This is a genomic window from Athalassotoga sp. (genome assembly GCF_049965695.1).
Classification (GTDB): domain Bacteria; phylum Thermotogota; class Thermotogae; order Mesoaciditogales; family Mesoaciditogaceae; genus Athalassotoga.
In genome coordinates, this window is sequence record NZ_JBMFWB010000008.1 from 36311 (window position 1) to 50115 (window position 13805).

Consider the following 13805-nt stretch of genomic DNA (forward strand, 5'->3'; position numbering starts at 1 on the left):
GATGATTGAATGAAAAAAGTGGCGCTACTTTCTATTTTGATTTTTTCAATTTTAGCGCTTTCCGTTTTTGCAAATGGTCAAATTATCGTGGATAAAGTTTTAACTGGTAAAACCATAGTTTTGGATCCCGGAAATGGAGGATCCGATCCTGGCGCGATAGGACCGACAGGCTTACTTGAAAAAAACATAAATCTTATCGTTGCATTCGATCTTGCCCAGTTACTTAAAATTCAAGGTGCAAATGTGATTTTAACGCGATCTACGGATACTTACGTACCGCTCAGACAGAGAATAGAAATCGCAAATCAAGCAAGCGCCGATCTTTTTATATCAATCGCGCACAATTCCATTCAAGGAGCGCCAAACGTAGACAGACCTCAGGTTTTCTACTGGAGCACTTCCAACGCTTCGAAGTTTGCCGCCGGTATATTTCTCAAAGCATTCGAAAATTTTTTTGGCACAAATGGAAATTTAATAAGAGAAGAATTCACGGTGCTGAGATATGCTCAAGTTCCGGCCATTCTCGTTGAACCGTGCTTTATGTCCAATCCAGCGAGAGAACAATGGCTAAAGAGCAGCAAAAATCTCTGGCGTGAGGCTGTCATATACGATATGGCGATACTCGAATATTTTGAAACACTTGGATCATGATCCCATGACGAATTTTCTTGTGCCCGGTTTGACGAGAGGAATTCCTTGCTTGCAAAGAGGACACTCCGTCGCTTTGTAATTGTTCAAGGGCAATTCCACAAGTGTTGCTATTGGAAGTCCTTCTATTTCAATTAGATTCCCTCTATTTGCGATTGAAGCGGTGCAAATGGCGGAAACGCCGTGTTTTCGAAGTAGTTCTATCACTTCTTTCGTAGATTTTCCTGTGGTTATAACATCTTCAACTATTGCAACCCTTTTAAATGTGGAAGGATCGAAATCGCGCCTGAATTTCATCAGGCCGTCATCTTCTCTTTCGGTGAAAAGAAATGGGATATTGAGATGCTTTGCAACTTCGTATCCTATTATAATTCCTCCTATTGCAGGTGAAACTATACAGTCTGGGTTGTAAGCGGAAATTTTAAGAGAAATTCCGTAACCCAATTCTTCGGCATACCATGGGAATCTAAGTGCCTTTGCACATTGTATGTAAGAATCCGAATGCAGTCCGGAAGACAGCAAGAAATGCCCATGAATTAAGGCATCCGTTTCTTCAAGTATTTTTTTGTAATCCATCATTTCACCTCATATAGAAAGCATTTTGGAATATTCACGTGCCGATTTTGAAGGATCTTCTGAAAAAATTATGGATCTCGAAACATTCACGAGAATTCTGTCATGTTCAACCGAGTTCATGGTGGCTTCAACGTCTCCCCCTTGTGTGCCTATACCCGGAATCAATATAATGCTTTCTTTTGCCATTAGGGATATCTCAAGAAGTTTTTCGCTAACGGTAGCACCGACGACAAGGCCGCAATTTCCGTATTTTTTGTTTTTATCATCGACGAATTTCGCCACTTTTGCGTAAAGCGGCGGTGTCCCATGATACTCAAAATCAATTGCGCTTTTATTGGAAGAAAGGCATACGACGAAAGCATATTTGTCTTTGTAATTCAAGAAAGGATCTATCGCATCTGCCCCCATGTACGGAGAAAGAGTTACGGCGTCAAAGTTAAAAAAATCAAAGACGGCTTTTGCGTAAGATCTTGCCGTCGATTCTATGTCACCACGTTTTACATCGTATATCACCGGAAGATCCCCGATGAGATCTCTCGTCTTTAAAAGCGCGTTCATTCCTTCGGGGCCGAGTGCTTCGTAAAATGCTGAATTGATCTTGTACGCACATACAATATCTCCGGTTTTTTCGATGATCGATTTGTTAAATTCATATATGCCCTGGGCATTTTGGGGGAATTTTTTTGGCAGTTTTTCAACGTCCGAGTCAAGGCCTATGACCAACACATTTCCAACCTTATGCATTCTGCTTCTTATCTTTTCTGTGAATTTCATCGGAATCCTCCTCTGTGCGAAACATTTACAACCTCTTTGAAATCGAGTTTAAGCGCTTCAAGCATATTTTTGAGATCTTCAATTATTTTTTGAATAGATTTTGGATCTATCATGGCCTGAGTTCCTATTTCAACAATTGACGCACCGGCGATCGCGTATTCCATGACATCTTCGGCTTTTGTAACTCCGCCAAGCCCTATTACCGTGAGATCTTCAAAGGCTTCTTTTACCTGATAAACTTTCCATAACGCGATCGGCATAAATGCAGGACCGCTTAATCCGCCTTTTACATTCTTAAGAAATGGCTTTCCCGTTTTGAAATTGAATTTTGCACCCTGAATTGAATTTCCGATATTCACGATCTTGATACCTGAATCTATGGCAATTTGAGATTGTCGTATGACATCTAAATCGAGTGATAATTTGGCTATCAAAGGTTTTTTCGTCATCGCTTTGCAACCCGACAATATCTCTTTTGTGAGTTGGGAATCTGAAACTATCACTTTTCCACCGACGTTTGGGCATGACAGGTTTACCTCTATCATATCGGCGAATTTTTCCACTTTTCTTGTTACATCTGCAAAATCTTCGGGATTTTCTCCTCCGACCGAAATTATTCTGACACATTTTTCGGGAAGAAATGGCGCTGTTTTTTGGATAAAAAGATCAACTCCTGGATTTTGAAGGCCTATCGAATTCAAAAGACCATTTTGAATGTAAACAAGACGCGGAGGCATGTTACCTGTTACCGGCTTTGGTGTCACCGTTTTTGAAGTAAAACCGCCTATGATGCCTGGAGAGACGTATTTGAAGAACTCATCTCCAAACCCCAAAGGACCGGAGGCCGTTACAATTGGATTTTTAAAATGAATGCCCTCTATTTCTACTGATAAGTCCATTCTAAATCAACCTCCGAAATTTTAAAAGTCGGACCATCTTTGCAAACAAATTTCACACCGTCTTTCGTCATCACGGCGCAACCTTCACACATGCCGCGTGCACATGCCATTTTCTCTTCCATTATCGCGTAAAGTGTACTCTCGGGCAGATCACGCTTGAGCCCCTTTATCATTTCATGAGGGCCGCAAACTAAAATGTTTTTCAGAGGAGATAATTTTGCCAGATCCACAGGAGTCGTTGGGTTTACAACGCATACGCAATGATCCGGTATATCCACAAAATCGAAAAGTTCATCATCCAGCATCCCTATTATCATTTCTTTAAAACCATAGGCAAGAGCGTAAAAATGGATTGGGGCATATCCTACCCCTCCTGCTATGAGCAGCACGTCATCGATCTTTGAAATGGGGTTTCCGAATGGTCCATCAACGATGATGTCCTCATCGAGAAATTGCTGTATTTCTCCTCCGGTTTTGATGAGAAATTTCAAATTGCCATCTTTTAAGTCGTATACACTGAAAGGTCTCGGAATGTAAGGACCTGTTTTGGTTTTTATCGTGAAAAACTGACCTGGCATGGCTTTGCCGTTGTACGGCAATTCAAGCAAGACGTAAGATCCCTTTTCCGAAACTTTCAACATTTCCATACACCTGCCTTCCATTAACGTAAGTCGCTATAACTTTGCCGTTCATGGTTTTGTTTAAAAATGGCGTGTTTGCTGATTTTGATTGTATCGTATTTCTTGAAATGGTCCACTTTTGGTCCGGATCGAAGATGACAAAATTCGCCGGCAAACCTTTTTGTATTCTGCCCTCGTTTAATTTGTACAATTTTGCAGGATCTGATGTAACTTTTTTCAAAAGCAACTCAACTTTTATGCCTTTTTGAGAGGCCATCAAAATTTCGTTGAGGAGTGTTTCAAAGCCGAGAATTCCAAATGGTGCCGATTGAAATTCGACTTCTTTTTCCTCGACCGTGTAAGGTGCATGATCTGTTATTATCGCGTCTATCGTTTCATCTTCAAGGCCTTCGTAGAGCGCAACCTGATCCTCTGCCGTTGGGAAAGGAGGATTTATCTTTTTTGATGTATCGTAATCGTGAAGGTCTTCATCCGTGAAAACAAGGTGGTGAATACATACATCGCACGTGATGTTTATTCCGTCTTTTTTCGCCTGCCTTATGAGTTTTACAGACCTTGCCGTTGACACATGGGCTATGTGCACATGTGCCTTTGTCAGATAAGAAAGTTCTATCTCGCGCGAAACGGCTATCGATTCTGCGACATCCGGCATGGCATATATGCCGTAAAGCGTCGAATACCATCCTTCTCTCATGTGTCCGGCTCCGAGATCTCTGTCCTGACAATGAGAGATTATTGGAAGATCGATCTCATGTGCGTACTCCATCGCATGGCGTGCCAGGGAAGCATCGCTCAAAAAATTTCCGTCATCTGAAAATCCAACGACACCTGCGCGCGCCATTCTGTGCATTTCGGTGAGTTCCTTTCCTTCTCTCCCTTTTGTTATGGCACCCACGATTTTAACGTTTACTTTTGCGTGCTGTGATTTTTCTTTGATGTAAAGCACCATTGCCTCGCTGTCTATGGCAGGAGTGGTGTTAGGCATGGCAAAAACCGTCGTTATTCCGCCGTGAGCGGCGGATCTGGTACCGGAGATGAGATCTTCTCTTCTTGTCTGGCCGGGATCTCTTAAATGTGCGTGTGTATCAACAAGACCCGGCAAGACCCAAAGTCCGTCGAGATCCAATTTTTCATCGTCTTGATCCTCAAAATATGTGTTAAAAGCAAAAGATCCTTTATGAAATCTTTCTCCATCGAAGATATTTGCGTTATCAAAGATCATTCGACAACACCTCCAAGCATTTGATTTAACAAAGCCATTCTTACAAACACACCGTTTGTCACCTGTTCTTCAACAAAAGATGAATCCGAATCGGAAACCGATTCGATTACCTCCACACCTCTGTTCATAGGACCGGGATGCATGAAAATCGAATTTGGTTTTGCATATTTCATGATTTCTGGCGTTATGCCGTAAAACTCGTTGTATTCGTCAAGCGATGAAAAAAATGTGCTGTTTTGACGTTCAAGTTGCATCCTCAATCCCATAACTATGTCTGAATTTGAAACCGCCTTTTTAACATCGTAAGAGACTTTGACACCGTAATTTTCAACGTTTAACGGCATTAAGGTCGCCGGACCCGTGAGAGTTACCTCTGCTCCCATACTTGTGAGCAATTTGACATTCGATCTTGCTACCCTGCTGTGAAGTATATCTCCGACAATTGTGACTTTCAGCCCTTCTAACTTTCCGAATTTTTCCCACATGGTGTATGCGTCTAAAATCGCCTGAGTCGGATGGCCTCGAATTCCGTCTCCCGCATTTATGACAAGTGATTGGGTGTATTTTTTCAACATCATCGGGCTTCCGGGTTCGGAATGTCTTATGACGTAAAGATCTATTCCCATGGCGTCGAGAGTTTTGACGGTATCTTTGAATGATTCTCCTTTATTGAGTGAACTCGTTGAAGCGGTGAAATTCACAACATCGGAGCCGAGTCGTTTGGCCGCAATTTCAAAAGAAATCCTCGTTCTTGTCGAGGATTCGAAAAAAAGTGTACATATCGTTTTGCCCTTCAGAGACGTCCATTTCTTTGTAAAACCACTTTCTTTGAACTTTTTTGCCATTTGAAATATCGACATGACGTCATCTCCGGTTAAGACATCGACATCAAAAAGATCTTTTCCAAGAATACTCATTTTTTCCTCCCTTCGTTATATGCTAAACTGGTTTAGATTCAAAATATTAGCTCCGGCAGATGCCTCGCTCGATGTCTGGTCCTCGCTGCGCTGCGGAGGCCATCTCGGAGGCATCCTGCCCTTCGCTCACAGTAAATGACTATTCGGCTTTTAAAATGAGTTTGGTATATATGCCAAACTGGTTTAGATTCAAAATATTAGCTCCGGCAGGTGCCACTTCGGAATCTGTCCTCGCTGCGCTGCGGGGGCTTCCTCATGGGCATCCTACCGAAGCTAATATCGGAACTTAATAGATATTCGATTCTTAAGGTTAATTCCGCATATAAAAAAAGGACACCTTTAAAAGGTGTCCTTTGTATATTCAAATGTTGAAAATCAATTGGAAAGGAAAACCACTGCTGATCTCCTTTGCAAGGAAAGGTAATATAAACCATACTTTCCCAAAAATTCACGTAAGAAATCATCTTTTCCTCCTTAAGCCAAAGAGGATTATACTCCCAAAAATTTTCAATGTCAATTGCTTGACAAATTCTTTCGATATGTTGTAGAATACGCAAGGAGTGCCAGCGTAGCTCAGTCGGTAGAGCAACTGATTTGTAATCAGTTGGTCGGGGGTTCAAGTCCCTTCGCTGGCTGTTAAAGGAGAGGTGCCCGAGTGGCCAATGGGGACGGACTGTAAATCCGTTGGCGGATCGCCTTCGATGGTTCAAATCCATCCCTCTCCACCATTGAGAGGTGCAAAATGGCTAAAAACACTAAAAATTTCGTGTCTTTGGAATGTACTGAATGCAAATCGAGAAATTACGTTGTGAAAAAAAGCAAAGGGCAAAAAGAAAAATTAGAACTTAAAAAGTATTGTCCGAAATGTAAGAAGCATACTGTTCACAAAGAAGTTAAGTGAAAAGTAGGCCCGTAGCTCAATTGGCAGAGCACCGGTCTCCAAAACCGGGGGTTGTGGGTTCGATCCCTACCGGGCCTGCCATGTTTTTGCGAGGTGAATGAGATGGCAGATGTAGGTAAATTTGTAAGAGAAGTCAGAAGTGAGGCTCAAAAGACCAATTGGCCGACAAGGGCGAAGTTGTTTTCTTCGGCCGGAATAGTGCTTTTGATCTTGATCGTGACGGGAGTTTATTTTTGGCTTCTTGATCTTGGATTTTCAAGTTTAACGACGTGGTTGCTTTCGGCGCTTGGCATAAGATAAGCGAATCGACAGATCAACTCAAGGGTGATCAAATCACTCTAAAATTTTGTTTTTGGAGTTAAAATGAAAAAATCATGGTATATAGTCCAGACTTATGCTGGTCTGGAAGAAACGGTAAAAGAATCGATAGAACAAAAACGTGATCAGATGAATCTTTTCGATTTCATAGGAAGAGTTTTTATACCGCAGGAAAAAGTTGTTGACATAAAAAGCGGACCTGTTGAAAAGATAAGGATTCCTTCGACGGCAAAATTTCACGTTAATTCAGGTGAAGACATCACAAAAGATCAAATGATAGCAGAACTTCCAGAAGTGCATTCGAAGCATGATGGAAAGATAATCGAAGTCAAAAATATGAGAAAACTCGTGATAGAATCTATCGATCGAAAAAATAGCAGAACTTATTATATTCCTTCCACTACCGGTATAGAAAACGGTATAAGGTTGGGTGCCAAACTGACCGAAGGAATGCCAATCGCAAAGGACAAGTCCGTTTTTTGCGAGATCGATGGTAAGGTCGTTCAGAACGATCGCGTCAAAAAAGTTGTAATTCATCCTCAAGATGGAGAAGAAGACGATTTTTATTTTGTTCCGCTTGAGTGCTTTAATAAATCTATAAGAATTAACAAATCGATACGTGCCGGAGATAAAATAGCAGACAAGAAGATATTCACATCTCCGACGGCCGGTATAGTTGAAATAGATGTTTTCGGTGCTTACAAGGAAGTCAAGATCTCCAAAGTTATATCCAAAAGGCTTTTTCCTGGATACGTTTTCGTTGAAATGTTTATGAACGAAGAAAGTTGGGAGATAGTCAAAAATACCGAGCATGTGATAAATTTCGTTTCAAATGCAGGTCAGCCCATTCCACTCAAGACAAGAGATGAAAAATTGATCTCAAGTTTGATGGTTGAAAAGAAGAGTTCCAAGGCTTCTGAAGAGGTAAAGGTTAACATAAATCTTGAGATAGGAGAACGTGTCAAAATAAAAAGCGGGCCTTTTGAAGGCTTTGCCGGCACCGTTAAAGAGGTCAAACCTGATAAAAAAGAGATAACAGTTATGGTTACGATCTTCGGAAGGGAAACTCCGGTTGTTTTAAGCGTTTCCGAAGTTGAGAAAGCAGTTTCATAGAATCAGTGGGAGGGTTTAGTTCCCGAAAATACCACAAGGAGGTTTTTATGGCATCAAAAAAGTTGATAAGGCAAGTGAAACTTCAGATTGCCGCAGGTAAAGCAACACCAGCCCCACCGGTAGGGCCGGCCTTAGGACAGCATGGCGTGAATATAATGGCTTTTTGTAAACAATTCAACGCCGAAACGGCAAAACAAGCCGGAATGATTTTGCCGGTGATAATAAATGTTTACGAGGATAGGTCTTTCACTTTCATAACAAAGACTCCTCCGGCTTCGATATTGATAAAAAAGGCCGCCGGAATAGAAAATGGATCTGGAGAACCTAACAAGAACAAAGTTGGAAAAATAACCAAAGCCCAACTTCTCGAAATAGCAAAGGTCAAAATGCCTGATCTCAATGCTCAGGATCTTGAATCTGCCGCCCGTATAATTGCCGGAACTGCCAGAAGCATGGGCGTAGAAGTAGTCGGGTGAGGTGAATAAAATGGCAAAGCATTCTAAAAGATACACCGAAGCAGTCAAAAAGGTTGACAGAAACAAATTATATTCTCTTGAAGATGCCGTTAGATTGATAAAAGAAACTTCAACCGTCAAATTCAACGAAACGATTGAAATGTCCGTCAAAACAGGCATAGATCCGAAAAAGAACGAACAGCAAGTTAGAAATACAATAACCCTTCCGAACGGCACTGGTAAAAGCGTTAAAGTGCTTGTTTTTGCAGTAGGGCCAAATGCCGAGGCCGCAAGGGCTGCCGGAGCGGATTACGTTGGCGGTGAAGAACTTGCCCAGAAAATAGCGTCCGAAGGATTTTTGGATTTCGATGTTGCCATAGCCTCTCCGGATACCATGGGTTTTGTGGGTAAACTTGGTAAAGTGCTTGGTCCGAGAGGTCTTATGCCTTCTCCAAAATCAGGTACCGTTACGCCTAACATCGCCGAGGCCGTAAAGTCTTTTAAAGCCGGCAGGGTTGAAGTGAGAAATGATAAGACTGGCAATCTCCATTTACCGGTTGGAAAGAAAGAATTTGAATCTGACAAACTAAGCGAGAACATAAAATCAGCCGTTCAACAGATAAATGCGTTGAGGCCGCAGGGAGTTAAAGGAAGATTTTTACAAAAATTAGTCGTGAGTTCTACCATGGGTCCTGGCATAAAACTGGATATCAGTCAGTTTGAAGCCTGATTCACAGCCAAAGACAGCGGGATTTTAAAGGTTGATGCCTTCCCGCCGAGGCACGTGATCTTGAATTTTCAGATAATGAAGATCAACGGCCTTAAAGGGGCCGTTTTTTTTGAAGGAGGTATACCATGCAAAAACAGCAAAAAGCCATGATAATCGATGAACTTACCGATTCGCTTTCCAAGTCTCAATTGGTACTTTTCACCGATTATAAAGGTATGAGCGTCGAGACGATAAGCAAGTTGAGAGAAGAACTTTCAAAGGTTAATGCACAATACAGAGTTGTAAAAAACACGCTGTTGAAAATATCGTTGAAAAAGATCAATCTCTATCCGGATGGAGTCGAAGATCATCTTCAAGGTACAACGGCGATAATGTATGCTCAAGATGATCCTGTTTTGGCTCTCAAATCGCTTTACAATTTTCTTGATGAAAACGCAAATGCTTTAGTTGTGAAATCAGGTTTGTTCGAAGGAAATTTCATAACCGCCGATCAGGCAAAAGAATTTTCCAATCTGCCACCGAGAGATGTGCTCATCGCTCAACTCGTTGGCCAATTTCAGGCACCGATATACGCTTTACACGCTGTGCTTTCCGGGACGCTTAAAAAGTTGCTTTACGCTTTGAATGAAGTTGGAAGTAAAAAATCAAATTGATTTTTGAATATCATGGAGGTGTTTTAAAATGACGAATGAAGAAATAATAAAGGCAATTGAAGAAATGAGTGTAGGGGATCTTGCGAAACTCGTAAAAGCGCTTGAAGAAAAGTTTGGCGTTAGCGCTGCTGCACCTGTTGCGGTTGCCGCTGCACCTGCGGCTGGAGACAAGAAACCAGTTAAGGAAGAGGAAAAAACATCTTTTAACGTTGTGCTCAAGGAATCCGGAGACAAGAAGTTGCAAGTCATAAAGGTCGTCAGAGAAATAACGAATCTTGGACTTAAAGAAGCAAAGGATCTTGTTGACAAGGCCGGTGCTCCAGATGCCATCGTCAAGCAAAATGCAGCGAAAGAAGAGGCAGATCAAATAAAGGCTAAATTAGAAGAAGCAGGAGCGGTCGTAGAGTTAAAATAATTTGATCTAATCTTTTCGTACAAAAAATCATATTCAAATTGAAACTCAACCTCATCGGAATTGTAAAGATTCTGATGGGGTACTTTTGCTTAAATATAGTGAGAGAGGTTTTGCATTTAAAAGAAAGGCATGGTGAAAAGGTGGAAAAACGGGAAAGGTACTCTTATGGAAGAATGAAAGATGCCATTGATGTCCCAAACCTTATATCCGTACAAATCGATTCTTACAAAGAATTCGTTGAAAAAGGCATAATGGAAGTTTTGAAAAAATTTTCTCCGATAGAATCAAAGCCGCACAAGGCCGATGTTAAGAAAGGAGAAAAGGGTTTTAAACTCGAATTTGTAAGTTCGAGAACAGGTGAATCGAAATACACCGAAGAAGAATGCAAACTGAAAGATACCACTTACAGCGTGCCGCTTTACATAACGATAAGGATAAAAGACATCCATTCAAACGAAATAAAAGAAGACGAAGCTCTTTTCGGTTATCTTCCGATCATGACAGAACGTGGCACCTTCATAATAAACGGTGCCGAGAGAGTCGTTGTTCATCAACTTGTCAGATCTCCAGGTGTCTATTTCGTTCAGGAATTCGAAGGTTCTGAAAGAGTTCCAACTTTTTTTGCGCATTTTCTTCCCGAAAAAGGTGCATGGCTTGAGATTTTGCTGAACGTTAAAAAAGGCATCCTTCAGGCAAGAATAGACAGAAAGAAAAAGATAAAATTACCTTTGTTGCTTAAAATTTTTGATTACGTCACACCTATGGAAATGATGAAACTGTATCCCGTTGCTATTCCGGCAGATGAAGATGAACTTGTTTTTCGAAGAGGTTCTGTGTTGCTTGAAGATGTAACCGATAAAAACGGAAATGTCCTGATACATGCCGGTGAAAAACTTGAGGAAGAAATGATTCCTTCAATACTTGAGGCCAAAATTCAGAAGATGACCATAGCACATCCTTACCTGCAAAAAACCGTTGAGAATCTTGATGACGTTGAAAAAGACATGACTTCGGATGATGCGTATATAGAATTCTTCAGAAAATTAAGACCTGGAGAAATTCCGAGGATAAACGTGGCTAAAAGTTATTTTAACAGTCTTTACTTTGATCCCGAGCATTACGATCTCACAAAAATAGGAAGGGCAAAGATAAACACAAAACTCGGACTTAAAAATGATTCGATGGTACTCACCAAAGAAGACATAATCGCATCGATTAGGTACTTGCTTGACATAGAAAATCACGAAGAAAGGCTCGATACCAAAGATCATCTTGGCAACAAAAGAGTCAGAACTGCCGGAGAACTCATGAAACTCGAATTTGAACGCGGCTTTTCGAGAGTTCAAAAGATGATAGAAGACAAAATGAACATGTACAATTCGCTTGATAAGATAAACATTCAAAGTCTTATAAACGTAAGGGCGGTAATGGCGACGCTTCAACAATTTTTTGCTTCAAGTCAACTTTCTCAATTCATGGATCAGGTGAATCCTCTTGCAGAATTGACACACAAAAGAAGGATATCTGCCCTTGGGCCGGGAGGATTAAGACGTGAAAGGGCAAGATTTGAAGTACGCGACGTTCACCATTCTCATTATGGACGTATGTGCCCGATAGAAACTCCAGAAGGTGCAAACATAGGTCTTATAACCTCGATGGCCATATTTGCCGAGATAGATGAATACGGCTTTTTGAGAACTCCTTACAGAAAAGTCGATAATGGTAAAATAACCGATAAAATAGATTACCTTATGGCTGATGAAGAGGGAAATTACAACATAGCACCGGTAAACGTCAAGATAAATCCCGATAACACTTTGGCGGATGAAAGGGTAACGGTAAGATTCATGGAAAGTTATCGTTACGTCAACAAGGCAGAAGTTGACTACATAGACGTTTCCTCAAGACAAATCGTCAGCATATCGGCCGCTCTGATACCATTTCTTGAAAATGATGATGCCAACAGGGCTTTGATGGGTTCGAACATGCAAAGGCAGGGTGTGCCTCTTGTGAATCCTCAAGCACCTTTGATAGGAACCGGAATGGAAAAATATGTTGCAAGGGATTCCGGTTTGATAGTCATGGCAAAACATGCCGGAAAGATAAAAAAGGTTTCCTCAAATGAAATAATCGTTGAAAAAGATGATAACTCCGGAGAAGATGTTTACAAACTCATAAAATATTCACGAACAAATCAGGACACATGTATAAATCAGATACCGATAGTTGATGTTGGAGATCATGTTGACGCCGGAGATTGTATAGCGGATGGACCGGCCATGGATATGGGAGAACTTGCCTTAGGCCGAAATGTATTCGTCGCTTTCATGTCGTGGGAAGGATATAATTTCGAGGATGCCATAATCGTCAATCAGTCTTTGATAGAAGAAGATGCTTTCACATCTGTGCATGTTGAGGTCTATGAAACTTACGCGCGCGAAACGCGTTTGGGGCCCGAAGAAATAACCGCTGACATACCGAATGCTTCAAAAGAGTTGTTGAAAAATCTTGATGAAAACGGCATAGTAAGGGTCGGTTCACTCGTCCATCCAAAAGACATCCTTGTTGGGAAGGTAACGCCAAAAGGAGACAGCGAATTGACAGCCGAAGAAAAGATCATGAGATCGATCTTCGGAGAAAGAGGAAGAGACGTCAAAGACACATCGCTCAAATTGCCTCATGGAGTCGATGGAAGAGTTATAGGAGTGCATATATTCGAAAAAGGCGATATCTCCGAACTTGATTCAAGTGTAAACAAAATGGTGAAAGTTTACGTTGCGACCAGAAAGCCTCTTGCCGTTGGAGATAAACTTGCCGGACGCCACGGAAACAAAGGTGTCGTCTCCAGAATTGTCGCAAAAGAGGATATGCCGTTTTTACCTGATGGAACACCGATAGAGATGATATTAAGTCCGCTTGGAGTTCCGTCAAGGATGAACATAGGGCAGGTGCTTGAGACGCATCTCGGATGGCTTGCAATGTTAAAGGGCATGTATTTTTCCACGCCTGTTTTCAACGGTGCTACCGAGGGCGATATTTTTACGCCTCTTTACGAAGAGCGCGCAAAATACGGCTTAACGGAAGGAGACGACGCGAATTATCCGAATGGAAAGGTTGTGCTTAGAGACGGCAGAACTGGTGAGGTGTTTAACAGTCCTGTCGTAGTTGGTGTGATGTACATGATGAAACTCATTCATATAGCGCAAGACAAGATCCACGCGAGATCTATAGGCCCCTATTCTTTGATACATCAACAACCTCTCGGTGGAAAGGCTCAATTTGGAGGCCAGAGGTTCGGGGAAATGGAGGTCTGGGCGCTTGAAGCGCACGGCGCGTCTCATACACTTCAGGAAATGCTTACCATAAAATCAGATGATATCGAAGGAAGAAATGAAGCCTACAAAGCGATAATGCGCGGGAAAAACATTCCGATTTCTAATCTTCCTGAAAGTTTTAAAGTGCTCGTGAAAGAATTGCAGGGTTTGGCCCTTGATATTAAGGTTTACGATGATAACGGCAACGAAATTAAATTGGATCGTTAAG

15 protein-coding genes and 3 tRNA genes are annotated in these 13805 nt (G+C 41.6%); 12 read left to right on the forward strand and 6 right to left on the reverse strand.

The window, feature by feature from the left end; genetic code table 11:
* The first annotated feature begins 9 nt into the window (after positions 1 to 9).
* A complete protein-coding gene (locus tag ACP5NR_RS03785) occupies positions 10 to 651 on the forward strand; it encodes an N-acetylmuramoyl-L-alanine amidase family protein (RefSeq protein ID WP_428004907.1) in 642 nt (213 codons plus the stop codon).
* Here ACP5NR_RS03785 and pyrE read toward each other — a convergent pair.
* From pyrE to ACP5NR_RS03815, 6 genes are read right to left on the reverse strand one after another with little or no spacing between them, the layout of a single operon-like run.
* Positions 646 to 1224: an orotate phosphoribosyltransferase gene (pyrE, locus tag ACP5NR_RS03790; protein WP_428004908.1), complete on the reverse strand. Its 579-nt coding sequence runs from the start codon at positions 1222 to 1224 to the stop codon at positions 646 to 648. The genes ACP5NR_RS03785 and pyrE overlap by 6 nt on opposite strands.
* Positions 1225 to 1233: 9 nt before the next feature.
* A complete protein-coding gene (gene pyrF / locus ACP5NR_RS03795; RefSeq protein WP_428004909.1) occupies positions 1234 to 1998 on the reverse strand; it encodes an orotidine-5'-phosphate decarboxylase in 765 nt (254 codons plus the stop codon).
* Complete coding sequence (locus tag ACP5NR_RS03800; RefSeq protein ID WP_428004910.1) at positions 1995 to 2897, reverse strand: dihydroorotate dehydrogenase; 903 nt, start codon at positions 2895 to 2897, stop codon at positions 1995 to 1997. Before ACP5NR_RS03800 ends, pyrF begins: the two co-directional genes overlap by 4 nt.
* Positions 2882 to 3544, reverse strand: coding sequence for a hypothetical protein (locus ACP5NR_RS03805; RefSeq protein ID WP_428004911.1), 663 nt, complete (start codon positions 3542 to 3544; stop codon positions 2882 to 2884). Before ACP5NR_RS03805 ends, ACP5NR_RS03800 begins: the two co-directional genes overlap by 16 nt.
* On the reverse strand, positions 3498 to 4760 hold the full coding sequence (locus tag ACP5NR_RS03810; protein WP_428004912.1) for a dihydroorotase: 1263 nt from the start codon (positions 4758 to 4760) through the stop codon (positions 3498 to 3500). The genes ACP5NR_RS03805 and ACP5NR_RS03810 overlap by 47 nt, the downstream gene beginning before the upstream one ends.
* Positions 4757 to 5677, reverse strand: a complete 921-nt coding sequence (locus ACP5NR_RS03815; protein ID WP_428004913.1) for an aspartate carbamoyltransferase catalytic subunit — start codon at positions 5675 to 5677, stop codon at positions 4757 to 4759. Before ACP5NR_RS03815 ends, ACP5NR_RS03810 begins: the two co-directional genes overlap by 4 nt.
* 562 nt (positions 5678 to 6239) lie before the next feature.
* On the opposite strand from ACP5NR_RS03815, the gene ACP5NR_RS03820 reads away from it, so the two are divergent.
* From ACP5NR_RS03820 to ACP5NR_RS03870, 11 genes are all read left to right on the forward strand, one after another.
* Positions 6240 to 6312, forward strand: a tRNA-Thr gene (locus ACP5NR_RS03820).
* 6 nt (positions 6313 to 6318) lie between these two features.
* Positions 6319 to 6405 (forward strand) — tRNA-Tyr (locus ACP5NR_RS03825).
* A 14-nt stretch (positions 6406 to 6419) separates the two neighbouring features.
* Positions 6420 to 6578 (forward strand): 50S ribosomal protein L33, encoded by a 159-nt coding sequence (gene rpmG / locus ACP5NR_RS03830; protein ID WP_428005995.1) that lies wholly within the window; start codon positions 6420 to 6422, stop codon positions 6576 to 6578.
* Positions 6579 to 6583: 5 nt separating this feature from the next.
* Positions 6584 to 6659: transfer RNA gene (locus ACP5NR_RS03835), tRNA-Trp, on the forward strand.
* A 21-nt stretch (positions 6660 to 6680) separates the two neighbouring features.
* Positions 6681 to 6878 carry a preprotein translocase subunit SecE gene (gene secE / locus ACP5NR_RS03840; RefSeq protein ID WP_428005109.1) on the forward strand — a complete coding sequence of 66 codons (198 nt, stop codon included), beginning with the start codon at positions 6681 to 6683 and terminating at the stop codon, positions 6876 to 6878.
* A 63-nt stretch (positions 6879 to 6941) separates the two neighbouring features.
* A complete protein-coding gene (gene nusG, locus ACP5NR_RS03845; RefSeq protein WP_428005108.1) occupies positions 6942 to 8009 on the forward strand; it encodes a transcription termination/antitermination protein NusG in 1068 nt (355 codons plus the stop codon).
* Between the two features lie 47 nt (positions 8010 to 8056).
* A complete protein-coding gene (gene rplK / locus ACP5NR_RS03850) occupies positions 8057 to 8485 on the forward strand; it encodes a 50S ribosomal protein L11 (RefSeq protein WP_428005107.1) in 429 nt (142 codons plus the stop codon).
* Positions 8486 to 8495: 10 nt separating this feature from the next.
* Positions 8496 to 9194, forward strand: coding sequence for a 50S ribosomal protein L1 (rplA, locus tag ACP5NR_RS03855; protein ID WP_428005106.1), 699 nt, complete (start codon positions 8496 to 8498; stop codon positions 9192 to 9194).
* A 125-nt stretch (positions 9195 to 9319) separates the two neighbouring features.
* Positions 9320 to 9847, forward strand: a complete 528-nt coding sequence (gene rplJ / locus ACP5NR_RS03860) for a 50S ribosomal protein L10 (RefSeq protein WP_428005105.1) — start codon at positions 9320 to 9322, stop codon at positions 9845 to 9847.
* 28 nt (positions 9848 to 9875) lie between these two features.
* The gene (gene rplL, locus ACP5NR_RS03865; protein WP_428005104.1) at positions 9876 to 10262 is read left to right on the forward strand and encodes a 50S ribosomal protein L7/L12; all 387 of its coding nucleotides are present in this window, start codon (positions 9876 to 9878) and stop codon (positions 10260 to 10262) included.
* A 140-nt stretch (positions 10263 to 10402) separates the two neighbouring features.
* Complete coding sequence (locus ACP5NR_RS03870) at positions 10403 to 13804, forward strand: DNA-directed RNA polymerase subunit beta (protein ID WP_428005103.1); 3402 nt, start codon at positions 10403 to 10405, stop codon at positions 13802 to 13804.
* The last annotated feature ends 1 nt before the right edge of the window (position 13805 follow it).

Excerpts from the sequence above, each read along its gene's own strand:
- rplK (WP_428005107.1), top strand. The coding sequence starts at position 8,057 with ATGGCATCAAAAAAGTTGATAAGGCAAGTGAAACTTCAGATTGCCGCA.
- ACP5NR_RS03785 (WP_428004907.1), top strand. The coding sequence starts at position 10 with ATGAAAAAAGTGGCGCTACTTTCTATTTTGATTTTTTCAATTTTAGCG.
- ACP5NR_RS03810 (WP_428004912.1), bottom strand. The coding sequence starts at position 4,760 with ATGATCTTTGATAACGCAAATATCTTCGATGGAGAAAGATTTCATAAA.
- ACP5NR_RS03815 (WP_428004913.1), bottom strand. The coding sequence starts at position 5,677 with ATGAGTATTCTTGGAAAAGATCTTTTTGATGTCGATGTCTTAACCGGA.
- pyrF (WP_428004909.1), bottom strand. The coding sequence starts at position 1,998 with ATGAAATTCACAGAAAAGATAAGAAGCAGAATGCATAAGGTTGGAAAT.
- ACP5NR_RS03800 (WP_428004910.1), bottom strand. The coding sequence starts at position 2,897 with ATGGACTTATCAGTAGAAATAGAGGGCATTCATTTTAAAAATCCAATT.
- secE (WP_428005109.1), top strand. The coding sequence starts at position 6,681 with ATGGCAGATGTAGGTAAATTTGTAAGAGAAGTCAGAAGTGAGGCTCAA.
- rplA (WP_428005106.1), top strand. The coding sequence starts at position 8,496 with ATGGCAAAGCATTCTAAAAGATACACCGAAGCAGTCAAAAAGGTTGAC.
- ACP5NR_RS03805 (WP_428004911.1), bottom strand. The coding sequence starts at position 3,544 with ATGGAAATGTTGAAAGTTTCGGAAAAGGGATCTTACGTCTTGCTTGAA.
- rpmG (WP_428005995.1), top strand. The coding sequence starts at position 6,420 with ATGGCTAAAAACACTAAAAATTTCGTGTCTTTGGAATGTACTGAATGC.
- rplJ (WP_428005105.1), top strand. The coding sequence starts at position 9,320 with ATGCAAAAACAGCAAAAAGCCATGATAATCGATGAACTTACCGATTCG.
- pyrE (WP_428004908.1), bottom strand. The coding sequence starts at position 1,224 with ATGGATTACAAAAAAATACTTGAAGAAACGGATGCCTTAATTCATGGG.
- nusG (WP_428005108.1), top strand. The coding sequence starts at position 6,942 with ATGAAAAAATCATGGTATATAGTCCAGACTTATGCTGGTCTGGAAGAA.
- rplL (WP_428005104.1), top strand. The coding sequence starts at position 9,876 with ATGACGAATGAAGAAATAATAAAGGCAATTGAAGAAATGAGTGTAGGG.